This window comes from Micromonospora sp. NPDC049523 (assembly GCF_040676775.1).
GTDB lineage: Bacteria > Actinomycetota > Actinomycetes > Mycobacteriales > Micromonosporaceae > Micromonospora_G.
In genome coordinates, this window is record NZ_JBFAPP010000031.1 from 20,378 (window position 1) to 44,841 (window position 24,464).

Here is a 24,464-nt window from a genome sequence, read left to right on the forward strand (position 1 = left end):
GCTCCGGGGCTGCTTCGTACTCCGGACCGGTCCGCTCCGACCGTCCACCCGAATCGACACGGGTGGCCGGGCTCAGGGTCGTACCCGAGTTAGGAGCACGACATGGTCGACCACCGCAGGTTGGGCCGCGAACTGGAGTTGTTCCACGCCGACCCCCTCTCCGGCGCGGGCCTGCCGATCTGGTTGCCGGCTGGCGCCGCGGCCCGGCACGCCGTCGAGGAGTACGTCCGTGAGCTGGAGCGCCGCGCCGGCTACCAGCACGTCTACTCGCCCCCGATGGGCAAACGCGAGCTGTTCGAACGATCGGGACACCTCGGCTACTTCGCCGACGACATGTTCCCGCCGATGCGTCTATCCGAAGACGACGAGTTCGTGCTCCGGCCGGCGCTCTGCCCGCACCACTGCCTGGTCTTCGCCGCGCGCGGCCGGTCGTACCGCGAGTTGCCGCTGCGGGTCGGCGAACTGGGCGGGATGTACCGGCCGGAGCGGTCCGGGGTGCTCGGCGGCCTGAGCCGGGTACGCGCGATCTGGCTCAACGACGCACACAACTTCTGCGCCCTGGAGCAGGTCGGGGACGAGGTCGCCGAAATACTCGGGCTGATCCGGACCGCGCACGCCGCGCTCGGCGTACGCCCGGCCGGGTTCCGGCTGTCGCTGCGCGGGCCGGGCGAGAAGTACGTCGGCGACGACGACGTGTGGGAGCGGGCGGAGAACCTGCTCCGGCAGGCGCTCGACGCGGCCGGGCAACCGTACGTCGAGGCGGCCGGGGAGGCGGCGTTCTACGGGCCGAAGATCGACATCCAGGTCCAGGACCCGGCCGGGCGGGAGTCGACCCTGTCCACCATCCAGCTCGACTTCGACAAGGCGGAGAAGTTCGACCTGTCCTACATGGACTCCGATGGTCGGCCACGTCGGCCGGTGATCGTGCACCGCAGCCTGATCGGCAGCATGGAGCGGCTGTTCGCGTACCTGATCGAGGTGCACGAGGGGGCGTTCCCGGTCTGGTACGCCCCGGTGCAACTGGAGGTGCTGCCGGTCGGTCCGGAACAGTACGACGTCGCGGCGGCCCTCACCCGTACCGCCGTCGAGTCCGGCCTGCGGGCGGAACTCGCCGCCGACGGCTCGCTGGGCGCCCGCGTACGCGCTTCGGCTCGCCGCCGGGTCCCGTACGCCGCCGTGATCGGCCCCCGCGAAGCAGCCGAGAACCTGGTCTCGTTGCGCCAACGCGACGGCCGCTCCCTTGACCCCATGCCCATCCCCAAAGCCCTATCCCTCATAACCAACCTCGCCCCCACCCACTCCACCCCCCTCCCCTAATCTCAGGCGGAATTCCTGCACTTTCTCTACAAGAGGGCGATCTTGGGGGTGGGGTGGGGGGATCTTGTCGGTAACTAGATAGGGTTGGGGGGTGACTGGGGAGATGGCGGCGGGGCGGCCTTACCACCATGGTGACCTGCAGCGGGTGTTGCTGGAGGCGGCGGTCGCGGCGATCGAGGAGTCGGGGCCGACGGCGCTGAGCCTGCGGGATCTGGCTCGGCGGGCGGGGGTCTCGCACGCGGCGCCGACGCACCACTTCGGCGACAAGGCCGGCCTGCTCACCGTGCTCGCGACCCAGGGCTTCCACCTGCTCGCCGACAACCTCGGCCGGGTACGCAACGAAACCGGGAGCCTGCTCGAGATCGGCGTGGGTTATGTCCGGTTCGCTGTCGAGCACCGGGCGCACTTCGAGGTCATGTTCCGCCCGGAGCTGTATCGCCCAGACGATCCGCTGCTGGTCGCGGCGAAGCAGCGGTCCACCGACGAGCTACAGGCCGGGGTGGCGACGCTGGGCGAGACGCCGGGCGACGAGCGCGATCCCCGGCTCGCCGGACTGGCCGCCTGGTCGATGGTGCACGGTTTCGCCACGCTCTGGCTCGGCGGGGCACTCCCGCCGGAGGTCGGCGACGACCCGACGACGGTCAGCCGAGCCGTGATCCAGGGCCTGTTCCGCGTCGGCTGACGCGGCGCCGCGCCGCAACTGTCACCTGACGCGGCGCCGCGCCGCAACTGTCACCTGACGTGGCGCCGGGCGGCGGTCGTCGTCACCAGCCTGTCGGCAGCGCCATCCCCTCGGTGTAACCCGCGGCGCTCTGCACGCCGATCAGCGCGTTCGCCGAGAACTCGGCCAGGTTCCTCGCGCCCGTGTACGTGCAGGCGCTGCGTACCCCGGCGATGATCTCGTCGATCAGGTCCTCCACGCCGGGGCGGGCCGGATCGAGGAACATCCGTGCGGTGGAGATGCCCTCCTCGAATACCGCCTTCCGGGCCCGGTCGAACGGGCTGTCCTCGGCCGTACGGGCGCTCACCGCACGCGCCGACGCCATGCCGAAGCTCTCCTTGTAACGCCGTCCGTCCGGATCCGAGTACAGGTCGCCGGGGGATTCGTAGGTGCCGGCGAACCAGGAGCCGATCATCACGTTCGAGGCGCCGGCGGCGAGCGCCAGGGCGACGTCGCGCGGGTGCCGTACGCCGCCGTCGGCCCAGACGTGCCGGCCGAGTTCGGCCGCGGCGCTGGCGCAGTCGAGTACGGCCGAGAACTGCGGCCGGCCCACACCGGTCATCATCCGGGTGGTGCACATCGCGCCCGGACCGACGCCGACCTTGACGATGTCCGCACCGGCGTCGACCAGATCGCGTACGCCGTCGGCGGTGACCACGTTGCCGGCGACCAGCGGGACCGCCGGGTCGAGCGCCCGGACCGCACGCAGCGCCGAGATCATCCGTTCCTGGTGGCCGTGCGCGGTGTCCACGACCAGCGTGTCGACGCCCGCTTCGAGCAGCGCTGCTGCCTTGCCGGCCACGTCACCGTTGATCCCGATCGCCGCCGCCACCCGCAGCCGCCCCTTGCCGTCCAGCGCCGGGCGGTACAGGGTGGCCCGCAGGGCGGCCTGCCGGGTCAGCACCCCGACCAGCCGGCCCTCGACGTCGACCACCGGGGCGAGCCGCCGCCGTCCCTGGGACAGCCGGTCGAATCCCGTACGCGGATCCGCCTCCGCCGGCACCGTGTGCAACTCGGTCGACATCACGTGCCGTACCTGGGCGAACCGGTCCACGCCCTCGGTGTCCGCCTCGGTGACCACACCGAGCGGCCGGTTCTCCTCGTCGACGACCACCAGCCCGCCGTGCGAGCGCTTCGGCAGCAGGTGGATCGCGTCTCCGACGGTGTCGGTCGGGCCGAGCGTGATCGCGGTGTCGTGCACCAGGTGGCGTTGCTTCACCCAGCCGACGACCTCGGTCACCACCTCGATCGGGATGTCCTGCGGCAGTACGGCGATCGCGCCGCGCCGGGCCACCGTCTCGGCCATCCGCCGACCCGCCACCGCGGTCATGTTGGCGACCACGATCGGGATCGTGGTGCCGGTGCCGTCGGAGGTGCTCAGGTCGACGTCGAGCCGGGACGCCAGGTCCGACCGGACCGGGGCCATGAACACGTCGTTGTACGTCAGGTCGTGCGCGGAGGCCGCGCCGGAGAGAAACCGCACCCGATCATCATGCCCCCGGGCGGGACCCGTTATTCCTGGTCAGCGGGACCCGCCCCGGCCGGGGTCAGCGGATGGTGCAGATGGTGGCGCCGGCGGTGATGACGGCACCCGGCTCGGCGCCGAGACCGCCGATCACGCCCGCCTTGTGGGCGTACAGGGGCTGTTCCATCTTCATCGCCTCGAGGACCACCACCAGGTCGCCCTCGGCCACGGTGTCACCGTCGGCGACCGCGATTTTCACGATGGTGCCCTGCATCGGCGAGGTCAGCGCGTCGCCACCGGCACCCGCGCCCGTACCGCCTCGGGCGGCCGAACCGCGGGCGGCGCCACGGCGGGCGACCGGGCCGGGGGCGGGGCTGGCGCCCGTACCGGTGCCGAAGCCGGCGGGGAGGCTGACCTCGAGCCGCTTGCCGCCGACCTCGACCACGACGGTCTCGCGTGGGCCGGTCGCCTCGGCGGCCGGGGCGGTGGCCGTGAACGCCGGTACGGTGTTGTCGAACTCGGTCTCGATCCACCGGGTGTGTACGGCGAACGGATCGGCGGTGAAGGCCGGGTCGCGGACCACCAGCCGGTGGAACGGCAGCGCGGTGGCCATCCCGTCGAGGGTCATCTCGTCCAGCGCCCGCCGGGCCCGCTCCAGCGCCTCGGTACGGGTCTCCCCGGTGATGATCACCTTGGCCAGCAGCGAGTCGAAGTTGCCGCCGATGACGTCGCCGGCCGAGATGCCGGTGTCGACCCGTACGCCGGGGCCGGTGGGCAGGCGCAACGCGGTGACGGTGCCGGGCGCGGGCAGGAAGCCCCGGCCGGGGTCCTCGCCGTTGATCCGGAACTCGATCGAGTGCCCGCGCGGCGTCGGGTCCTGCGCCAGCCGCAGCTTCTCGCCGTCGGCGATCCGGAACTGCTCGCGGACCAGGTCGATGCCGGCGGTCTCCTCGGTGACCGGGTGTTCCACCTGGAGCCGCGTGTTGACCTCCAGGAACGAGATGGTGCCGTCGACGCCGACGAGGTATTCGACCGTGCCGGCGCCGTGATAACCGGCCTCCCGGCAGATCGCCTTGGCGCTGGCGTGGATCTCGGCCCGCTGGGCGTCGGTCAGGAACGGCGCGGGCGCCTCCTCGACCAGCTTCTGGTGCCGGCGCTGCAACGAACAGTCACGGGTGCCGACCACCACCACGTTGCCGTGCTGGTCGGCCAGGATCTGCGCCTCCACGTGCCGGGGGCGGTCCAGGTAACGCTCGACGAAACACTCGCCGCGGCCGAAGGCGGCGACCGCCTCCCGGGTGGCCGACTCGAACAGCGCCGGGATCTCCTCCAGGGTCCGGGCCACCTTGAGCCCGCGCCCGCCGCCGCCGAACGCCGCCTTGATCGCAACCGGCAGGCCGTGCTCGACGGCGAACGCGATCACCTCGTCCGGGCCCTCGACCGGATCCGGGGTGCCGGGCACCAGGGGGGCGCCGGCTCGCTGCGCGATGTGCCGGGCGGTCACCTTGTCACCGAGGTCGCGGATCGCCTGCGGGGTCGGCCCGATCCAGGTCAGGCCGGCGTCGATCACGGCGGTGGCGAAGTCCGCGTTCTCGGAGAGAAACCCGTAACCCGGATGTACGGCGTCCGCGCCGGAGCGCGCGGCGACGTCCAGCAGCTTGTCGATCCGCAGGTACGTCTCGGCGGCGGTGTCGCCGTCCAGGGCGTACGCCTCGTCGGCGAGGGTGGCGTGCAAGGCGTCCCGGTCGGAGTCGGCGTAGACCGCCACGCTGCCCAGGCCGGCGTCCCGGCAGGCGCGGGCGACCCGGACGGCGATCTCGCCTCGGTTGGCGATGAGTACCTTGCGCACGCTCGTCCTCTCCTGGCCACGGCCGCCCTCCGGTGGGCCGGCGGGTGCCGGTCACCGCGTTCCCCGAGCTGCCCGGCCGTCCGGCTGGGCCGCCCGGCGGGCGTTTCCTCGTTGTCCCTGGTTCGTTGTTCCCGCATCCACCCCTACTGGTGGTGGCTACTGCGGGGAGTTTATCGGCGCTTTTGATCAACTTCATCGGGCCGGCGTGTGTGCTGTGGCACTGGCCCGCCCGGCTGGTCGGCCTCGCCCTGGCGGGTCGGCTCCGGCGGCTACCGGGTTTAGTCAAATTTGTTTATTACGCTTGTGCTGTGTCGAGTACCCGAATGATGATTCTCGGTCTGGTGCGCTGGATGCAGCCCGTGCACGGTTACGACGTGCGCCGCGAGTTGCTGAGCTGGAGCGCCGACGACTGGGCCAACGTACAGCCAGGTTCGATCTACCACGCGTTGCGCAAGCTGACCGAGGAGGGACTGTTGCGCGAGGTGGCGACCGAGCAGGTCGGTGCCCGTCCCGCCCGGACCACGTACGAGGTGACGGAGAAGGGGGAGGACGAGTTCGAGACGCTGCTGCGGGACATGTGGTGGCGGCTGCAGACCCCGCCCGACCCGTTCGCGGCGGCGTTCTCGTTCCTGCCGGCCCTGCCCCGTGAGGAGGCGGCGGCGGCGCTGCGCAACCGGGCACAGCTCCTGCGCGCCGCGCACGAGTCGATGCGCGCCTCCCTCGATTCGGACTGGGTACGCAAGTCCAAGCCGGTGCACGTGGGCTGGATGTTCGAGCTGTGGATGGCCCGCGCCGAGGCGGAGAGCGGCTGGTGCGAACGGATCGCGGAGCGGATCGACTCCGGAGTGTCGTACCTGCCTGATCAGCTGGCTGACGCGGAGGGGTGGGGTGCGATGCGGGCGCAGACGCAGGCCTTGGCCGAGTCCGGGGACGCGGACCGTGCGCCGGCCCCCGGTACGGACCGTGAGGTGCCCGGCGACGAGTAATACTCAAGACATGATTCGAGTAATAATCAACCTTGACTAGATAAGTTATATCGCGTTAGCCTCGGGTCGAGTGTTGGGGTGGGCGCCTGTGGCGTTGGTCCCCGGGGGACAGTGGTCGGCGGTCTGCCGGCCCGACCAACCAGGAGCTGAAGATGATCGAGACCAAGGGGCTGCGGAAATCGTTCCGCTCCCGCCAGGGTCGACAGGCCAAGACGGTGGAGGCGGTGCGCGGCGTCGACCTCCTGGTGCGCGAGGGGGAGATCTACGGCTTCCTCGGCCCGAACGGCGCGGGCAAGACGACCACCCTGCGCATGCTCGCCACGCTGATCGAGCCGGACGGCGGAGAGGCCGTCATCGCCGGCACCGACCTGCGCGCCAACCCGGCCGAGGTGCGCCGCCGGATCGGCTACGTCGCCCAGGGCGGCAGCACCTGGGACGAGTCCACCGCCCGTGAGGAACTCATCCTACAGGCCAGGATGTACGGCATCGGCAAGGCCGAGGCACAGCAGCGCGCGGTGGACGCCCTAGCCGCGTTCGAACTCACCGAGTACGCCGACCGCAAGTGCAAGACCTACTCCGGCGGTCAGCGCCGCCGCGTCGACATCGCGCTCGGCATCATCCACGAACCGAAGATCGTCTTCCTGGACGAGCCGACCACCGGCCTCGACCCGCAGAGCCGGGCCCACATGTGGGACGAGATCAGGCGGCTACGCGCCGACGGCATGACCGTCTTCATCACCACCCACTACCTCGACGAGGCCGACGCGCTCTGCGACCGAATCGCGATCATGGACCACGGCGAGATCGTCGCCGAGGGCACACCGGCCGAACTCAAGCGGGAAATATCCGGCGAAATGGTCCAGGTCGGCATCGACTCCGCCGCCACACCGAAGGCCGCGGAGGCCCTCGACACCCAGCCCTTCGTACTCAAGCTGGAAACCCTCGACGAGGGCGGGCTGCGCCTCTACGTCGACGACGGCGCCACCGCCATCCCGCAGATCCTGCGCGCACTCGACACCAGCGGCGTCCCGCTGCGCGCGATCGAACTGCACCGGCCCAGCCTCGACGACGTGTTCCTCACCAAGACCGGCCGCTCGCTGCGCGAGTCCTGAGCCCGCCCCCGCTACAGGAGACTGTGATGAAATTCGCCCGGGACACCTGGCTGATCTTCGAGCGGCAGATGCTGCTCCTCCTCCGTCAACCCATCTGGGTCTTCGTCGGCGTCTTCCAACCGGTGATGTACCTGCTGCTCTTCGCGCCGCTGCTCAAGCCCGCACTGAACGCGCCGACCCAGGCCGACGCATACCGCATCTTCGTACCCGGCCTGCTGGTGCTGCTGGCCATCTTCGGCGGCCTGTTCCAGGGCTTCGGCCTGATCGCCGAACTGCGCGCCGGGGTGATCGAACGGTCCCGGGTCACCCCGATCAGCCGGCTCGCCCTGCTCCTCGGCCGGTCACTGCGCGACGTCGTGTCGCTGATCGTCCAGGCGATCATCATCACCCTGCTGGCGCTCCTGTTCGGACTCACCGTCTTCATCGGCGACCTGCTGCTCGCGTACCTGATGCTCGCCCTGATCGCGCTGATGACCTCGGCGGTCTCGTACGGGATCGCGCTGTTGGTCAAGAGCGAGGACGCGCTCGCACCCCTGATGAACACCATCGCCCAGCCGGTGCTGCTGCTCTCCGGCATCCTGCTGCCGCTCACCTTCGCCCCCGGCTGGCTCCAGGGCGTCGCCGACTGGAACCCGTTCTCCTGGGCGGTCGAGGGGACCCGGGCACTCTTCGCCGGGGACCTCGGCGACGACCGGGTGTGGCAGGGACTCAGCATCGTGGCCGTACTCACCGCCGCCGCGGTCGCCTGGGCGGCCCGCGAGTTCGCGCGCAGCGTACGTTAATCCGTTTTTCCGAAGCTGTTTCACCTGGTCAACGGGGCACGCTCCGAGCGCTTGTAGCGTAAGGAGCGTGCCCCGCCTCCTGCATGACCGGATCACCTGGCTGACCTACGCCCAACTCGGCGTCTGGGGCTTCTTCCTCTACGGCTTCGGGCCGGTCGTCCCCCTGCTCCGCGACGAACAGGGCACCACCGCGGCCGTCGCCGGCCTGCACAGCACCGCACTCGCCGTCGGAGCCCTGCTCGGCGGGTTCCTCTTCCCCTCGCTGTCGGCGAAGATCGGCCGTGGGTGGACAAACTGGCTCGGGCTCGCCGGCATCGTCGCCGCGGTTGTCATGCTCTGCCTGCTGGACACCCTGCCGACCACCCTCGCCGCCGCGACCGTCGCCGCCACCTTCGGATTCATGCTGGTCAACGGCGTCAACACCATCCTCGCCGACCACCACGGACCCAACTCCCCGGCCGCGATCAGCGAGGCCAACGCGGTCTGCGCCGGCATGGGTATCGTCGCCCCGATCGTCATCGGGCTCACCGTCGGCGCCGGCCACGGCTGGCGACCCGCGATCGCCATCGAGGTCGGGCTGATCGCGCTGGTCGCCGCGTCCGCGTTCGTCTTCCGGGTACGCCTACCGCCCGGCACCCCCGCTACCGCGGCTGCCGGCACCCGACCCGGCCGGCTGCCCCGCACTTACTGGATCGCCTGGCTGCTGCTCGGCGTCACCGGCTCGATCGAGGTCTGTCTCTCCCTATGGGCCGCCGACGTGCTGCGCGGCCACGCCGGTATGTCAGCGGGAGCCGCCTCGGCGGCGCTCGCCGCGATCGTCGCCGGCATGTGCCTCGGCCGGCTGGCCGGCGGCCGGATCGCACTCCGGGTCGCCCCGGTGCCGTTCCTGCTCGCCGCCCTCGCCGTCTCGTTGGTCGGCTTCGGCATCTTCTGGGCCGCGCCGATCGGCTGGCTGGCGGTCACCGGCCTGGTCGTGGTCGGACTGGGCAACGCCATGCACTACCCGCTGGGCATCTCGATGGCGCTGGCCGCCGCGCCGGGACAGCGTGACCGGGCGGCGGCCTACTCGTCGTACTCGGTGGCGATCGGGTTCGGCGTCGCGCCGGTCGTACTCGGCCGGGTGGCCGACTCGTTCGGCCCGCACCCGGCCTTCCTACTGCTGCCACTGTTCATCGTGATCGCCGCGCTGCTCGCCCTGCGCCTGGCCCGAGCCCTGCGCCTGCCCCCGGCCCCCACCCCGCCATTGGATGCCCGGATCGACGGCCCCACCGCCCCCGCCGTGGAAGCCGGGACCTGAGCCGGGTTTCACTGTCGTCGCGGTGAGCCGGTGGGCGGGCGGGCCGATGAGCGGCTGAGCCGTTGGGCCGGTGAGCCGGTGGGCCGGTGGGTGGTCAGCGGCGGCGGGCCAGGGTGAGGCCGTCGGCGATCGGCAGCATCACCACGTCGACCCGGACATCGGCCCGTACGTCGGCGTTGAACGCCACGATGGCCCGGTCGGCCGCATCCCGCGGGGCGAGCACCCGACCACCGCGCAGTACGTTGTCGACCGCGATCAGCCCACCCGGACGCATCCGGGGCACCAACTCGTCCCAGTAGATCGGGTAGCTCGTCTTGTCCGCGTCGATGAAGGCCAGATCCAGGTGCGGCTCGGTCGGCAGCGACCGCAGCCCCTCGGCCGCCGGCCCGATCCGCAGTTCGATCCGGTCGTCCACCCCCGCCCGCGACCAGTACCGGCGGGCGACGGAGGTGAACTCGGCGGAGATGTCGAAGCAGGTCAGCCGGCCGTCGGCGGGCAGTCCGCGGGCGATCGCCAGGGACGACATGCCGGTGAAGGTGCCGACCTCCACCGCCTGCCGCGCGTTCACCAACCGGGTGAGGAAGGTGAGCAGCGCCGCCTGTTCCGGAGCAACCTGCATCTGGGCATCGTCCGGCAGGGCGTCGATCGTCTCGTCGATCAACTCGCGGGCGATGTCGTCCGGCGGGGAACCGTGCGCGATGAGGTACGAGTGCAGTTCCTCGGTCAACGGCAGCGACTTCGTGGTCATGCCCAGACGCTAGACCAGTACGGGCGGCGTGCGGTAGAACCGCGCTCGGCCCGCCGGCATCACCGCTGCCAGAGGTCGGTGATCCGTACGTCAAGCTCGGCGAGGAGGTTACGCAGCAGAGGCAGGGAGAGCCCGACGACGGTGCCCGGATCACCCTCCACCCGCTCTACGAACGGGCCGCCCAGCCCGTCGATCGTGAACGCGCCCGCCACCTGCAGCGGCTCACCGGTCGCCACGTACGCGGCGATCTCGTCGTCGTCGATGTCGGCGAAGTGCACGGTCGTGGAGGCAACCGCCTCGGCCCGGCGACCACCGGTCACGTCGATCAGGCAGTGACCGCTGTGCAGGACACCGGAGCGCCCGCGCATCTGCTTCCAGCGCCCGGTGGCGTCGTCGGCGTCGACCGGCTTGCCCAGGATCTCACCGTCGAAGGCCAGTACGGAGTCACAGCCGAGCACGAGCGTCGTCGGCTCACTGGTCGGCCGTACCCGCTCGGTGATCGCCTCAGCCTTGAGCCTGGCCAGGTCGAGACAGAGCGTTTCCGCCAACTCGGCGTTCGCCTTCGACTCGTCGACGCCGCTGACCAGTACCTCCGGTTCGATGCCGGCGGCCTGCAGGCTCTTGTACCGGGCCGGACTGGCCGAGGCGAGCACGAAGCGGAGCTGATTCGTCGGGCGCATGAAGCCGTACGCTACCGTGCCCGACTCCGCCGCCAGCTCAGCCCGGGTCGACGGGCGGCGCGCCCCGCCCGGCAGCGCGCCGATGCGACCTTACGACCAGCAGCGCGACCACGATGGCCAGCACCAGGAAGACGGCGAAGACGCTCAGCAACGTTCCGGTGCTCATGCCACGGGGAGCATCGTCGGGCAGGGGCTCCGCGGCCGCCGTCGCGCTCGGGCTGGTCGCCGCACTCGCGCTCGGCGTCGCACTGGCCGCCAACGGCGGTACGTCCGCCGTCAGCGCCGCCATCAGGTCGAGTACGCCGTCGCCGTACTCGTCGTCGTGTCCGGGCGGCCCCTTGTCCACGGCAGTCGCCGTCAACCGGTGTACGACCTCCTCGGCGGAGAGCTCCGGATACCTACTCCGGATCAGAGCCGCCGCCCCCGCCACAATCGCAGTGGAGAGTGATGTGCCAGTTCCTTTGCCGTAATTTCCGTTAATGCTAGTGCTGTAGATATCGACGCCGGGGGCAAGGATCCCCATCTTGTTACCCTTGACGGAAATGCCTGCTCGGTTTCCATTGCGATCGCTCGCCCCTACTGCAACAACGCCATCCAAGGCGGCCGGGAACGTAATTCCATAGTCCGGTGGGTCGTTTCCTGCGGCAGCGACGACCACGATGTCCGCCTCGACTGCAGCCCTCACTGCTTGGGTCAACTTGGGGGAGGTTGACCCGCCTACCGAAGCGCTGATTACTCGCGCATTCTGTGTGATCGCCCATTCGATGCCATCGGCGAACCTATCGGGGTCACCGTCTCCGGGACTTGTCGCGTAGCGGATGGGGAGAATCTTTGCTTTGGGGGCGATTCCCAATGCGCCGTTGCTGCCTCCGTTGCCATGCGCACCAATGAGCCCGGCCATCCCAGTTCCGTGGCTAGCTGCATCTTGCCGGCCGTCGCCGCTGCCTCCAGGGATGGTGTCGGTGCCATTTAGGAGGTTATTTTGCAGATCTGGGTGCGGGGCGACGCCGGTATCGATAACCGCGACCGTGACCCCAGCTCCCTGGCTCAGCTTGTGGGCCTCGGCCACCTTCAGGTACCGGAGATGCCACTGGTCGTCGCGGATGCGGTCGGCGTGCGCCGGTGCTGCAGGTAGGACCGCGATGGCCGTGGCGCAGAGTGCCGCCACGGCCCCGCGTACCGTACGCAAGGTCACCGATTGAATCCGATAGCTGGTCCGGGATCGATGCGGCCGACCTCCCGAGGGGCATGCATCACGGGAGCGACGCCCTCGCCGGTTTCCCACGGGTTGTCGGGATCCCAGTGCTGACCGTCCTCGTCCTCACCGGGGCGCCTGCCGGGGCGACTGCCCGGCGGGACGACCGAGCGCTGGCCGCCATTGGCACCGATCGGCGTTGCGCCGCCCGGCCGCTGCCCCGCACCACCCATGGGAGCCGTGCTGCCCATGCCCCCACCACCGCCGATCATTCCGCCAACGGGATTGATCTGCCGGGCTGGTGAAATGCCAGCACCTGGCTGTCCTACCCCCGGCACGCTGCCGATCATGCCCCCGGGAGGCATGACGCGGGGAACGGTTGGCATTCCGCCCATGCCCGGCTTGGTGAGCCCACCGGAAACAGGACTGGTGCCGCGCGGGCCGGGGTAGGTGGTGCCGATTCCGCCCGGGGTTGGCGGCAACGGTGTTGGAAAACCCGCCCCGATACCGGGAGGGGACGGCGGAGTGGGTGTGATGACGGGTGGAGACACCGGAGGAGTGGGGGCGGTGGGAATGGTCGGAGTGATGCCGCCGAGTGTCGGCCCGCTTCCTCCGAGAACCGGTCCGACCGACGGCGCTGTCGGCGTCGGCACCATTTGGTGGACCGGAGGACCGCCGCTCGGCATCGACGAACCCGGCCCACCGCTCGGCACTGGGACGACGGGCGGGATGACGGGCGGTGGTCCGCCGCCGTATACATCCGGATCGTAGTCAGTCCTCTGAGGCAAGCCCCGGTACGGAGGAGGCTGCTTCAGTTGGGCTTGGGCCTGCACGAGTTCGCCGCTGAGGCCGTACATGATGGAGCGGGCGCGAGCGTTCAGGCGCTCGAGGTCGGCCTGGGTCACCGGTGGGGTGGGTGCCGGTCCGGGTGACGGCGACGGGGTTGGCGTCGGGTTGGGCGAGGACGAGGCCGCCGGAGGGTTCTGGGTGCGCTCGTATTCGAGCTTTGCCGCTAGCTTGCGCTCGTACTCGTCGTGGATGGTCTTGAGTTCCCGACGCGCGTCACTGATTGCGCTGGTGGCGCCGGACAGGGCCGAGCGGTTGGTGATGGCTGCCTCGTACGACTGCTCGACGCTCTGGATCAGGAAGTCCAGCCGTTCGACGTACGCCCGCGAAGCGGCGCTCTTCTCCGGCGGCCACGCTTGGATCAGGCCCTCGCGGTACGACCGCAGGCGTGACATGTGGGTCCCGGCCAACTCGTGGGTACGTTGCCAGCCGGTGACGTGTTGCCAGTAACCGTCGGACTGCTGGTTCTCCAGCGTCGCCCACATCTGCTTGACGTCGTACTGGAACCAGTTGGTGGTGCCGGAGTAGCCGCCACCCCCGTCGGCGATCAGCATCAGGACACTCCCGAGTTGTCCGTGGCCGGAGGTGGGGTGGTGCCCGCCTCCGGAAGGCGTGCGGCCGAGGTCTTGTCCAGCGCGGACTCGACCTCCTTGACCCGCGCCAGCGCGAACGCGTCGGACTTGCCGTAGTTCTCGCTGACCTCCTTCGCCGCCTGGGCGAAGCCACCGGTCGCGTCCCGGTAGTGGAAGACGACGTTGGTGCTGTCCTGCTGGATCGCCTGGTGTGTTTGGAGGAAGGAGACCAGTTCGGGGAAGGTCGCCGCCGGCTTCGGTATCTCCGCGGTCACGTCCTCGCGGAGGTAGTCCAGGTGCGGGGCGTAGTTCTGCCGGACCTCGGCGTCGAGGTTGGCAGCGAACTCTTCCATCTTGCTGATGTCGGCTTCGATGTCGCCGTAGTCCCGCAGCCAGGCCGGCGGGAGATCCTCCTCGGGAATCGCCATGTGTCCCCTCCCCAGGTGTCACGACGTGGTGCCCACCCGAGGCTAGTCGGCGAGGGCCCGTGTCAGCAGCCCCGTTCGGACGTTCAGCGGGGCAGTCCGGACAACCGCCAGGCATCGATACCCGGACGTGCGGGTAGGCCGGACGCGGACACCGTACCGGGTTGCACGGCGCGTACCCAGGGTGACCTGGTGTTGTGGCGGGCCGGCACGGCCGGTCGCGACCGCAGCATGAGGGCGCCGACCAGCGCGGCGAGTTCCTCCGCGGTGGGGGTGCCCCGCACCACGCGGAACGCCGGCTCAGGGTCGGGCACGGCACGAGGATCAGACACGGGACGAGTTTACGACGCCGACCAGCGTTGCCGTAGTCAAGGCAACGGCCCTGGCAGTAGGTTGCACCGGGCGACGGAGGTACGTCTCACATGCTCGGGTACGTCTCACATGCGCGTGCCGCTGGTGTGAGGAAGCTCCGGTCCGGGTACCGTCCACGGGATGTCCGAGGCGCCCCCCCAATTGATCGCTGACCGGTACCGGCTCGTGGAGCCGCTCGGTCAGGGCGGCATGGGCCGTGTCTGGCGTGCCCGCGACGAGGTGCTGCACCGCGATGTGGCCATCAAGGAGTTGGTTCCGCCGCCCGGACTCACCACCGACGAGCGGCGCGAGATGCGGGAGCGGTCGCTGCGCGAGGCGCGCGCGATCGCCCGGCTGAACAACATCAACGTGGTCCGTGTCTTCGACGTGCTCCGTACGGACGCCGATCCGTGGATCGTGATGGAGTACGTCCGGTCCCGTTCCCTGCAGGACGCGTTGGCCGCCGACGGTCCGGTGTCGCCGGGACGGGCGGCCGAGATCGGCCTCGGTGTGCTGGGCGCGCTGAAGGCGGCGCACAAGGCCGGCGTCATGCACCGGGACATCAAACCGGGCAACGTGCTGCTCGGCGAGGACGGCCGGGTGGTGCTGACCGACTTCGGGCTGGCCACCGTGCCGGGTGACCCGAACGTGACCCGTACCGGGTTGGTGCTGGGGTCGCCCGCGTACATCGCGCCGGAGCGGGCGCGTGACGGCACAGCCGGTCCGGAGGCGGATCTCTGGTCGCTGGGCGCGACCCTGTACGCGGCGGTCGAGGGGCAGTCGCCGTACGCCCGCTCGTCGGCGATCGCGACGCTGGCCGCCTTGGCGACCGAGCCGCCGCCACCGGCGAAGCGGGCCGGCCCCCTGAAGGCGGTCCTGAACGGCTTGCTGCGCAAGGATCCGGCGCAGCGGATCACCGCCGACGTGGCGGAGCGGCTGTTGCGGCGCGCGGCGGACAAGCGGCCGCGCGGGGCGATCTCACTGCTCGACGGGGTACGCCGGCCGAGCCCGTACGGTCCGCGCGAGGCGCGTACCCGGGTGGTGCCGCTGCCGGCGCAACGTCAGCCGGCGAAACCGGCCGAGCCGGCGGAGTCCGCGTCGTCCTCCATCGCTGATTTCATCGGTACGGCCGGGTCCGGTCCCGCCGTGCCGGCGGTGCCCGCCGCCGCGGCAGCGGCGGAGACCGCCGCCGCGGAACGGTCCGCCGAGGACCAGCCGGACACCGACGGTACGCCGACCGCCACCGAACCAGCCGCCGCGTCGAGCGGGGCGGAACCGGACGAGCAGGTCGACGCGCCCGTGTCCGCTGCGGACAAGACGGCGAAGTTGGACGCTCCCGCCGCGCCCCCGTCATCGGTCGATCCGCCGACGGCCGTTGCCGCCGCACCGGTTGCCGACCGTACGCCGGACCAGGACGAACCCGCGCTGGTCGCCGCCGCGCCGACCGAGGCTGTTGCCGGTGTGGCGCGCGGGAGCACGTTCGGCCCGTTCAAGCCGCGTCCCGAGTCCGGCGACAAGGGTTCCTTCCTGAACAAGCAGCGGATGTGGCTGGTCGGTGGGCTGGTCGCGGTGCTGCTTATCGCGCTGGTGGTGGTCATCCCGCTGGCCACCCGCGACTCGGACGACAGTCGGAACGCGGCCCAGACAGGTGGGGAACCGACCCCGTCGGCGTCCGCCTCGGCTCCGCCGGCCACGACCGAGCCGGCCGCCCCACCGCCCGCCGCACCGACAACCGAGCCGGCTGCCCCGCCCTCGACGCCTGCGGCGATGACCCGGGGCGAGGGTCCGCTGCCGACGGGCTGGGTCTGGCACAAGGATCCGACCGGGTTCACCGTGCCGGTGCCGGCTGGCTGGCGGGTGCAGCGCAACCGGACCTCGGTCGAGTTCAACGAGCCCAACGGTGCCCGGATGCTCATGATCGATCAGACGAGCACCCCGCAGCCGGACGCGGTGGCGGACTGGAGGCGGCAGGAGGCGGATCGGATCCGAGCCGGCCGGTACCGCAACTACAAGCAGGTTACGATCAAGAAGATCGACTACTTCCTCGAAGCAGCGGACTGGGAGTGGACCTACACCTCCAGCAACGGCAACCCGCTGCACGTCGTCAACCGGGGTTTTGTCACCGGCCCGAAGCACGGGTACGCGATCTACTGGTCGACGCCGGCCGCCGCGTGGCAGGACAACCTGGACGAACTGAAGCTCATCTCGGACGGATTCCTACCCGCGCCGAACTGATCGGCATGACCTTCCGTCCGTCGGGGTACTGATGACCCGACGACGGAAGGAGGTACGACATGAGTTTCCGACAACGTACGACGAAGCCCAGCGTGGCGCTGTGGATGCTGGTCGCCGTGGGCGACCTTGCACTGATCCTGGCGAGCTTCGGGATGGTCGCGCTGATCGCACTCGCGAGCGTCGTGACTATGGCCGTCGGGGTGGTTGGCGCCTGGCGGCTGCTGCGGCCGACGGTGCCGGCCAGGGAAGTTGCGCGGGCCCCGATGACTGCCCGACGGAGGGCTTGAGAACTCCGCCGGGTTCTACCGCCCCGGACCGACGACGACGTGGTGTTCGGGGCGTCAGCGACAGCCGGACCGGTGATCCCGCCCAGACGGGACGACCGATCCGGCTGTTGCTTGTTCGCGATCCGTACGGCTCCGGTCAGCCCACCCGCTCGATGACCGCCCGCCGGATCAGGAACTTGCCCGGCTCCCGGACCTGCTCGAACGCCGAGTTGTTGAGCAGTACGCAACTGCCGGACGGGCTGGTGACCCGGACCGTGGTGCTCTTGTTGTTGTCCAGGTTCGTGACCTTGAGTTGGGTGCCGATCGGGAACGTGCCGCTGGACGCGCCGGGTGCGGCGTCCTCGTTGAAGAGCGTCACGGTCGAGCCCTTGCACACGACCTCGCCAGCGCCGGTACCACCACCGCCCGCGGCAGGGTCACCGGCTACGGGAGCGGCAGGCGGGTTCGCCGGGTTGGCCGGGGCCGGCGGGTTCGCCGGGGCGGGCGGTGCCGGGCGATCCGCGTTGACCTGACGGGTGCATCCCGCGGTGACCCGGCGCTGCTGGATGAGGTCGACGACCGCCTGCCGGTTGGCGATACGCGCCTCCGACAGGGCGTCCGGGTTGGCCCGCTGGTCGGCCATGAAGTTCAGGTTGTTGCGCAGGGCGGTGTCGAGACCGTTGCAGTTCTCGCCCGCGTTGCTCATCCCCGTACCGACCGCCAGGGCGGTGCCGAGCAGGGCCGTCGCGGCCACACCGATGAGCAGCTTCCGCGCCCGGCCGGTCGTCCTGACTCTCCTGTACATGCACCGCTCCCTTGATCACGTGCTGCCCGGTTGCAGCACCTTTGGGTACGGGCACAGCAGGCGAGCGGATCAGATCGTCTGCCTTAAATGTTCATCAAGTGTCGTGGGTCTGGCGAGTGCGATCGTCGCTCCCCGTTACCGGGTATTCGACACAGAGCTTGCCGAGAAACGACGGGTTCATCGCCAGGTCGTCGCTCTCGCGCAGGTGGGCTAGGCTCCCCGGCTGTGTCGATCGACGGCTTTACCGACGTCTGGAACCGGCTGTTCGACGCCCAACCGGATCCACCGCCACTACTCGTACTGCTCACCGGGCTGGCCGCGCTTGCCGTGGTGCTGACCCGGCTGCCATGGCGGATCGGCCGTAACGCCATCACCATCGCGCACGAGGGCGGGCATGCCCTGGCCGCGCTGCTGACCGGTCGCCGCCTGCACGGCATCAGGCTGCACTCGGACACCTCGGGCCTGACCCTGTCGGCTGGGCGGCCGTCCGGACCGGGCATGGCGTTCACGCTGCTCGCTGGCTATCTGGCCCCGTCGCTGATCGGGCTCGCCGGGGCCTGGTTGCTCGGCGGCAACCGGATCACCCTGCTGCTCTGGATAGCGGTGGTGTTGCTGCTCGCCATGCTCGTCATGATCCGCAACGCCTTCGGCGTCGTGTCGATCGTGGTCACCACCGCGGTGGTCTTCGGCGTCTCCTGGTTCGCCGGCCCGCAGGTGCAGGCGGTGTTCGCGTACACCGGGGTGTGGTTCCTGCTGATCGGCGGGATCAGGCCGGTCGGCGAGTTGCAGACGCTGCGGCGGCGCGGGCGGATGCCGGCCTCCGACGCCGACCAGCTCGCCGGGGTCACCTTCCTGCCCGCCATCTTCTGGGTCGGACTGTTCGGCCTGGTCAACCTGCTGGCGCTCGGCGTCGGTACGAGCCTGCTGGCCGGCGCCCACCTGGCCAACCTCGACCTGCCCTTCTGAGCCCGCGCCGCCCACCCGGCAGCCGCCCACCCGGCAGCCGCCCACCCGGCAGCCGCCCACCCGGCAGCCGCCCACCCGGCAACGGGTCCCCGAGCCGTCGGCAAAACCGGCGCCGGAGCGACCACCGCGGGCCACCCGAGCCTGGCCCGGCGGGCAGGAGCAGAATGAACCCGTGCGGTATGTGATCATCGGCGCCGGTGCGGTCGGCGGGACCATCGGCGTACGGCTGGCCCAGGCTGGCCACGACGTGACCCTGGTGGCGCGCGGCGCCCAACTGGACGCGCTCCGCTCCCGAGGGCTGACCCTGGCCACCCCGGAGGGCGAGCAGACCGTCAACCTGCCCGCGGTCGCCGGCCCGGCCGAGCTGGTGCTGACGCCGGACACCGCGCTGGTGCTCACGGTGAAGTCCCAGGACACCCAGACCGCGCTCGGTGAGTGGGCGGGGGTACCCGTCGCCGACGGCGGTACGGCCGCCGACCGACTGCCGCTGCTCACCGCCCAGAACGGGGTGGCCAACGAACGCGCCGCGCTGCGCCGCTTCGAGCGGGTCTACCCGGTCTGCCTCTGGCTGCCCGCCACCTTCCTGGAGCCGGGAGTGATCGCCGCCGAGGGTCATCCGCACTCGGGCATGCTCCAGCTCGGCGGTTACCCGAGCGGCGCGGACGACACCGTGCGGCAGATCGCCGACGAACTCGCCAAGAGCGGCTTCGTCACCCGGGTCCGGGACGACGTGATGCGCTGGAAGTACGGCAAGCTGCTGGCCAACCTCGGCAACGGGGCGGACGCGCTCTTCGGCCGCAACCCCGACCCGGAGCTGGTGGACCGGCTGCGTGCCGAGGGGGTGACCGCCCTGGCCGCCGCCGGAATCGCGCACACCTCGCGCGAGGAGGAGGCGGCGGACCGGGCCGACAACGTGAAGGCCCACCCGGTGGCCGGTCGGGAGCGCGGCGGCAGCTCGACCTGGCAGAGCCTGGCCCGGGGCACCGGCTCGACCGAGACCGACTACCTCAACGGCGAGATCGTGCTGCTGGGGCGCCTGCACGGGGTACCGACCCCGGTGAACGCCGCCGTGCAGCGTGCCGTCCGGCGCGCCGTACGCGAACGGATCCCGGCCGGCGGCTTCCCCCGCGCCGAACTGCTGCCCTAGACGGCGGCGCCGGAAAAGTCGGTGCCGTCGGCAACCGACCACCCGCCCGTACGCGTATGACCTCCGACGCCCAGGGGAGGTAGCTGGTGCCCGACGTCGGCGGATTCGACGAGTTCTACCGGGGGAGCCGGCAACGGTTGCTCGGCTACGTGTACCTGCTGACCGGTGACCTGTCGGAGGCGCAGGACGCGGTCCAGGAGGCGTACATCCGGGCCTGGCAGCGCTGGTCGACGGTGAGCGGGTACGAGGACCCGGAATCGTGGGTACGGGTGGTCGCCGCCCGGGTCGCGGTCAGCCGCTGGCGGACCATTCGTAGCCGGGCGCGGGCGTACCTGCGTCACGGTGCGGTGGAGACCGTGACGCCGGGACCGAGCACCGACACCGTCGACGTGGTGGCCGCGTTGCGCCGCCTGCCCGAGGAGCAGCGAACCGCGCTGGCCCTCTACTACCTGCTCGGCCTTCCGGTCGCCGAGGTGGCACGGGAGACCGGTGCGCCGGTCGGCACCGTCAAGGCCCGCCTGTCCCGGGGACGGGTGGCGCTGGCCGGACTGCTGGCCGTCGTCGAACTGGAGGAGGCCGCAGATGCCTGAGCCGTGGGTCGAGCGGGTGCCGGAACCGGACCCGGCGAGGGACGCGACGACGGAACCTGGAGCCGAGCGGGAGTCCGAAGTGGATTCGGCGGCGGAGCCGCTGATGGACCTGTCGGCCGAGCCGAGGCGCGACGTACTGCCGGAGTCGCTGGCGGCGCTGATGGCGGAGCCGGCACCGGATCCGTACCCCGATCCGGTCCTGCCCGACGTGCTGGACGACCGGGCGCGGCTGCTCGCCGAACGGCTCGCCGCCGACCTGGCCGGAGTGAGCTGGCCCGCGCCGGAACAGATCCGGGCCGTCGGCCGCAGGCGATCCCGGCGTACGGCGGTGGGGGTGCCGGCCGCCGTCGTGCTGCTCTTCGCCGCGATCTGGGGACTGACCGGTGGGCTGCCCGGGGCCGGGATCGGGCCGCAGTCCGTCGCCGGGCAGCCGGGTGCGGACACGGTGGGGCCGGCGAAGGCGCCCCCGCCGCCGGACGGGCCAGCACCGTTGCGCTCGGCGGGCGGGGTGACGAGTCGCGACCCGGCCTGGATTCCCTCCGTCGCTCTGCTCCAGCCGGCCGACCTCGGGCTCAATTTCCGGATCAGCGACGACCGCAGCGGTGCGCCCGGCTCGTACCCGGATTGGCCGTTCCGGCTCGCCCAGAGTTGCCCGGCCTACTCGGGCCTGCACCTGACCGGCTACCAGAACTACCGGTACAGCCGCGGGCACAGTGTCGGCGGGGACACCGAGGACGGACGCTGGCAGTCACTGAACCAGCAGGTGGCGCGGTACGCCGACGGCGCCGCCGCCCGGTCCGTGGTCGACGACGTCCGCCGGGTGGTCGAGGCGTGCCGGTCGTACGACGCCCCGCCGACCGTCTCGACCGGCTACGTCACCCCGACTCCGCCGGCCACCCCGACCGGCCCGGCCTCCCCTGGTGAACCGAGCCCTCCGGTCGCGTCGGTCGCGCCGTCCGGTGCCGCCGGTTCGGCCGCTCCCGGCGGCACGGGTGACCCCGACGGCACGAGAGGCCCCGGTGTCAGGGGCGCCGATTCCGGTACCGGGCGGACCGATCCGGGCGCGACCGCTGCCACCCGGCATGCCTGGCGGGTGCTCGGCGACGGGTTCGCCGGCAACCAGTCGCTGATGGTCCGGCAGGAGGTGACCGCGCCGACGAGCCCCGTTGGTACGGGACCCGGCAGCGGCACGGTCGTCCTCTACGCGGTGGTACGGGTCGGCGACCTGGTTGCCGTGCTGGAGTCGTACGACTACGACGACGCGCGGATGCGTCAGCTCGCCGACCGGGCTGCCGCCTGGCTCTGCCCGTTCGCCAACCCGCGCTGCTGAGCGTCGTCGAGTGGGGACGGCGGTAACGTGACCGTCCGGTCCTGGGGAGCGGGCGACCGGGCTACAGCGGGATGTTGCCGTGCTTCTTCGGCGGCAGCGTCTCCCGCTTGGTCCGCAGCACCCGCAGCGCCCGGACGATCTGGGTACGGGTCTCGGCCGGCGCGATCACCGAGTCGATGTACCCGCGCTCGGCGGCGACGTACGGGTTCGCCAGGGTCTCCTCGTACTCGGCGATCTTCGCGGCGCGTACCGCGGCCGGGTCCTCGGCGGCGCCCAGTTCGGCGCGGTAGAGGATGTTCACCGCGCCCTGCGCGCCCATGACCGCGATCTGTGCGGTCGGCCAGGCGAAGTTGAGGTCGGCGCCGAGGTGCTTGGAGCCCATCACGTCGTACGCGCCGCCGTAGGCCTTGCGGGTGATGACGGTGACCTTCGGGACGGTCGCCTCCGCGTACGCGTAGATGAGTTTCGCGCCCCGGCGGATGATGCCGTCCCACTCCTGGCCGGTGCCGGGCAGGAAGCCGGGTACGTCCACAAAGGTCAGTACGGGAATGTTGAACGCGTCGCAGGTACGGACGAAGCGGGCGGCCTTCTCCGCGGCGGCGATGTCCAGGGTGCCGGCGAAGTGCATCGGCTGGTTGGCCACCACACCGACCGGGCGACCCTCGACCCGGCCGAAGCCGACCACGATGTTCTGCGCGAAGAGCGGGTGCACCTCGAGGAACTCCCCGTCGTCGAGCACGTGCTCGATCACCCGGTGGATGTCGTACGGCTGGTTGGCCGAGTCCGGGATCAGGGTGTCCAGCTCACGGTCGGCGTCGGTGATCTCCAGGTCGGCGTCGGTGTCGTAGACCGGCGGCTCGTCGAGGTTGTTCGCCGGCAGGTACGACAGCAGTGCCTTGACGTAGTCGATCGCGTCGTCCTCGTCGGTGGCGAGGTAGTGCGAGTTGCCGCTGCGGGTGTTGTGCGTACGGGCCCCGCCGAGTTCCTCCATGCCCACGTCCTCGCCGGTCACCGTCTTGATCACGTCCGGTCCGGTGATGAACATGTGCGAGGTCTGGTCGACCATCACGGTGAAGTCGGTGACCGCGGGGGAGTAGACCGCGCCGCCCGCGCACGGTCCCATCACCAGCGAGATCTGTGGGATCACGCCGGAGGCGCGGACGTTGCGGAAGAAGATCTCGCCGTAGAGGCCGAGGCTGACCACGCCCTCCTGGATCCGGGCGCCGCCGGAGTCGTTGATCCCCACCACCGGGCAGCCGATCTTCATGGCCAGGTCCATCACCTTGACGATCTTCTGGCCGAAGACCTCGCCCAGCGAGCCGCCGAAGACGGTGAAGTCCTGGGCGAAGACGCAGATCTGCCGGCCGTCGACGGTGCCGTAGCCGGTGACCACGCCGTCGCCGTACGGGCGGGTGCGTTCCAGCCCGAAGTTGGTTGACCGGTGCCGGGCCAGTTCGTCCAGTTCGACGAAGGAACCGGGGTCGAGCAGCAGGTCAATCCGCTCGCGGGCGGTCTTCTTACCGCGCGCGTGCTGTTTCTCCACGGCACGGGCGGAGCCGGCGTGGACCGCCTCGTCCGCCCGCCGTTGCAGGTCGGCCAGCTTGCCGGCGGTGCTGTGGATGTTGCTCTCGACCTCGCTGCTCGCGCTCACGTTTCGGTTCTGCCTTTCCTCGCGACTGCGGCGCCAGCCTCGCCCCTCGCGCTCACGGTGCCCGTGCCGCCCGGCGCTGCTCTTCACGTACGCCCAGTTCTGGATCGTAACGATGCGCCCGCCAGCCCGTCGCCGGCCGCCGGGGTGGGCTTGGCCTCACTCGCCTGGGGGCGGCCGTAGGCTGGGCTGATGCCGGGCTCTCCGTACACCGATCTTGACCGTCCCCCGCTCGACGCCCGCGGGCTGCGGCGGGCGCTGGTCACCCCGGACGGCTTCTGGACCCGGCTGGACCTGCGCGCCGAGACTGGTTCCACCAACGCCGACGCAGTCGCCGCGGCGACCGCGGGCGAGCCGGAGGGGCTGGCGGTGGTGGCCGAGGTGCAGACCGCCGGGCGCGGCCGCCGGGGACGGAGCTGGCAGTCGCCGCCCCGGGCCGGAATCGCGACCAGCGTCCTGCTCCGGCCGGGTGTGCCGGTCGCCGACCGTGGCTGGCCGGGTGTCAGCCCGGCGGCGTACGGCTGGTTGCCGCTGCTCGCCGGGGTGGCCCTGGTGGAGGCGGTGACCCGGATCGGTGAGCTGCCCGACGAACTGGCGGTCGGCCTGAAATGGCCGAACGACCTGCTGCTCGGGGCGGCGAAGGGCGCCGGCATCCTGGCCGAGTCGGTGCCGGGCGCGACGCTGGGCGAGCCGCCCGCGGTGGTGGTGGGGATCGGGCTGAACGTGACGCTGCGGGCCGACGAGCTGCCGACCAATCCGACGGGCCTGGTGGCCACCTCGTTGCGGCTGGCCGGCGCGGCGGTGGTCGACCGCGATCCGTTGCTCCGGGCGCTGCTGCGCGGCCTGGCCGACTGGTACGGGCGTTGGCGCTCGGCCGGCGGTGACGCCGAGGCGTCCGGCCTGCGGGCCGCCTACCTGGGCCACAGCGCCACGGTCGGCCAGCGGGTACGGGTGCTGCTCCCGGCCGGCGACGAGTTGGTCGGCTCGGCGAGCACCGTCGATCCGGAGGGCCGGCTGGTCGTCCAGGCAGCCGACGGTGAGCACCGGGTGGCGGCCGGTGACGTGCTGCACCTGCGCTGATCATCGAGGGTCGAGTCGGACAACCAGGGCGGAACCACCGCCGTGTCACAT

At 71.1% G+C, this 24,464-nt stretch carries 23 protein-coding genes; 13 read left to right on the forward strand and 10 right to left on the reverse strand.

The window, feature by feature from the left end:
* Positions 1–102 precede the first annotated feature (102 nt).
* Both thrS and AB0J90_RS32225 read left to right on the forward strand, forming a co-directional pair.
* On the forward strand, positions 103–1,317 hold the full coding sequence (gene thrS, locus AB0J90_RS32220; protein WP_363602416.1) for a threonine--tRNA ligase: 1,215 nt from the start codon (positions 103–105) through the stop codon (positions 1,315–1,317).
* A gap of 103 nt (positions 1,318–1,420) precedes the next feature.
* Positions 1,421–1,999, forward strand: a complete 579-nt coding sequence (locus tag AB0J90_RS32225) for a TetR/AcrR family transcriptional regulator (RefSeq protein WP_363602526.1) — start codon at positions 1,421–1,423, stop codon at positions 1,997–1,999.
* Positions 2,000–2,081: 82 nt separating this feature from the next.
* Here the strand turns inward: AB0J90_RS32225 and AB0J90_RS32230 are convergent, their stop codons facing one another.
* A complete protein-coding gene (locus tag AB0J90_RS32230) occupies positions 2,082–3,521 on the reverse strand; it encodes a GuaB1 family IMP dehydrogenase-related protein (RefSeq protein WP_363602418.1) in 1,440 nt (479 codons plus the stop codon).
* Between the two features lie 64 nt (positions 3,522–3,585).
* Positions 3,586–5,352: a biotin carboxylase N-terminal domain-containing protein gene (locus AB0J90_RS32235; RefSeq protein ID WP_363602420.1), complete on the reverse strand. Its 1,767-nt coding sequence runs from the start codon at positions 5,350–5,352 to the stop codon at positions 3,586–3,588.
* Between the two features lie 308 nt (positions 5,353–5,660).
* Between AB0J90_RS32235 and AB0J90_RS32240 the strand changes: the two genes are divergently transcribed.
* From AB0J90_RS32240 to AB0J90_RS32255, 4 genes are all read left to right on the forward strand, one after another.
* On the forward strand, positions 5,661–6,338 hold the full coding sequence (locus tag AB0J90_RS32240; RefSeq protein ID WP_363602422.1) for a PadR family transcriptional regulator: 678 nt from the start codon (positions 5,661–5,663) through the stop codon (positions 6,336–6,338).
* A 152-nt stretch (positions 6,339–6,490) separates the two neighbouring features.
* Positions 6,491–7,450, forward strand: a complete 960-nt coding sequence (locus AB0J90_RS32245; protein ID WP_363602424.1) for an ATP-binding cassette domain-containing protein — start codon at positions 6,491–6,493, stop codon at positions 7,448–7,450.
* Between the two features lie 26 nt (positions 7,451–7,476).
* Entirely contained in the window at positions 7,477–8,232 is a 756-nt protein-coding gene (locus tag AB0J90_RS32250; protein ID WP_326562564.1) for an ABC transporter permease, read from the forward strand.
* 67 nt (positions 8,233–8,299) lie between these two features.
* Complete coding sequence (locus AB0J90_RS32255) at positions 8,300–9,529, forward strand: MFS transporter (RefSeq protein WP_363602426.1); 1,230 nt, start codon at positions 8,300–8,302, stop codon at positions 9,527–9,529.
* 94 nt (positions 9,530–9,623) lie between these two features.
* Here AB0J90_RS32255 and AB0J90_RS32260 read toward each other — a convergent pair whose 3' ends face one another.
* From AB0J90_RS32260 to AB0J90_RS32285, 6 genes are all read right to left on the reverse strand, one after another.
* Positions 9,624–10,277, reverse strand: coding sequence for an O-methyltransferase (locus AB0J90_RS32260; RefSeq protein WP_363602428.1), 654 nt, complete (start codon positions 10,275–10,277; stop codon positions 9,624–9,626).
* A gap of 59 nt (positions 10,278–10,336) precedes the next feature.
* Positions 10,337–10,957, reverse strand: coding sequence for a nucleoside triphosphate pyrophosphatase (locus AB0J90_RS32265; RefSeq protein ID WP_363602430.1), 621 nt, complete (start codon positions 10,955–10,957; stop codon positions 10,337–10,339).
* 37 nt (positions 10,958–10,994) lie between these two features.
* A complete protein-coding gene (gene mycP, locus AB0J90_RS32270; RefSeq protein WP_363602528.1) occupies positions 10,995–12,125 on the reverse strand; it encodes a type VII secretion-associated serine protease mycosin in 1,131 nt (376 codons plus the stop codon).
* A gap of 23 nt (positions 12,126–12,148) precedes the next feature.
* On the reverse strand, positions 12,149–13,552 hold the full coding sequence (locus AB0J90_RS32275) for a hypothetical protein (RefSeq protein ID WP_363602432.1): 1,404 nt from the start codon (positions 13,550–13,552) through the stop codon (positions 12,149–12,151).
* Positions 13,552–13,998 (reverse strand): hypothetical protein, encoded by a 447-nt coding sequence (locus AB0J90_RS32280; protein WP_363602434.1) that lies wholly within the window; start codon positions 13,996–13,998, stop codon positions 13,552–13,554. Before AB0J90_RS32280 ends, AB0J90_RS32275 begins: the two co-directional genes overlap by 1 nt.
* Positions 13,999–14,081: 83 nt before the next feature.
* Positions 14,082–14,309, reverse strand: a complete 228-nt coding sequence (locus tag AB0J90_RS32285) for an acyl-CoA carboxylase subunit epsilon (RefSeq protein ID WP_363602436.1) — start codon at positions 14,307–14,309, stop codon at positions 14,082–14,084.
* A gap of 178 nt (positions 14,310–14,487) precedes the next feature.
* Between AB0J90_RS32285 and AB0J90_RS32290 the strand changes: the two genes are divergently transcribed.
* Positions 14,488–16,581, forward strand: coding sequence for a protein kinase (locus tag AB0J90_RS32290; protein ID WP_363602438.1), 2,094 nt, complete (start codon positions 14,488–14,490; stop codon positions 16,579–16,581).
* A 59-nt stretch (positions 16,582–16,640) separates the two neighbouring features.
* The gene (locus AB0J90_RS32295) at positions 16,641–16,868 is read left to right on the forward strand and encodes a hypothetical protein (protein WP_326562573.1); all 228 of its coding nucleotides are present in this window, start codon (positions 16,641–16,643) and stop codon (positions 16,866–16,868) included.
* A 136-nt stretch (positions 16,869–17,004) separates the two neighbouring features.
* Here AB0J90_RS32295 and AB0J90_RS32300 read toward each other — a convergent pair whose 3' ends face one another.
* On the reverse strand, positions 17,005–17,652 hold the full coding sequence (locus tag AB0J90_RS32300) for a hypothetical protein (RefSeq protein ID WP_363602440.1): 648 nt from the start codon (positions 17,650–17,652) through the stop codon (positions 17,005–17,007).
* Between the two features lie 225 nt (positions 17,653–17,877).
* On the opposite strand from AB0J90_RS32300, the gene AB0J90_RS32305 reads away from it, so the two are divergent.
* From AB0J90_RS32305 to AB0J90_RS32320, 4 genes are all read left to right on the forward strand, one after another.
* Positions 17,878–18,618 (forward strand): M50 family metallopeptidase, encoded by a 741-nt coding sequence (locus tag AB0J90_RS32305; protein ID WP_363602442.1) that lies wholly within the window; start codon positions 17,878–17,880, stop codon positions 18,616–18,618.
* Between the two features lie 172 nt (positions 18,619–18,790).
* Entirely contained in the window at positions 18,791–19,765 is a 975-nt protein-coding gene (locus AB0J90_RS32310; RefSeq protein WP_363602444.1) for a 2-dehydropantoate 2-reductase N-terminal domain-containing protein, read from the forward strand.
* 86 nt (positions 19,766–19,851) lie between these two features.
* A complete protein-coding gene (locus AB0J90_RS32315; protein WP_363602446.1) occupies positions 19,852–20,355 on the forward strand; it encodes a sigma factor-like helix-turn-helix DNA-binding protein in 504 nt (167 codons plus the stop codon).
* Complete coding sequence (locus AB0J90_RS32320; RefSeq protein WP_363602448.1) at positions 20,348–21,685, forward strand: hypothetical protein; 1,338 nt, start codon at positions 20,348–20,350, stop codon at positions 21,683–21,685. Before AB0J90_RS32315 ends, AB0J90_RS32320 begins: the two co-directional genes overlap by 8 nt.
* 61 nt (positions 21,686–21,746) lie before the next feature.
* Here AB0J90_RS32320 and AB0J90_RS32325 read toward each other — a convergent pair whose 3' ends face one another.
* A complete protein-coding gene (locus tag AB0J90_RS32325; RefSeq protein WP_363602452.1) occupies positions 21,747–23,336 on the reverse strand; it encodes an acyl-CoA carboxylase subunit beta in 1,590 nt (529 codons plus the stop codon).
* Positions 23,337–23,525: 189 nt separating this feature from the next.
* Between AB0J90_RS32325 and AB0J90_RS32330 the strand changes: the two genes are divergently transcribed.
* A complete protein-coding gene (locus AB0J90_RS32330; RefSeq protein ID WP_363602456.1) occupies positions 23,526–24,413 on the forward strand; it encodes a biotin--[acetyl-CoA-carboxylase] ligase in 888 nt (295 codons plus the stop codon).
* The last annotated feature ends 51 nt before the right edge of the window (positions 24,414–24,464 follow it).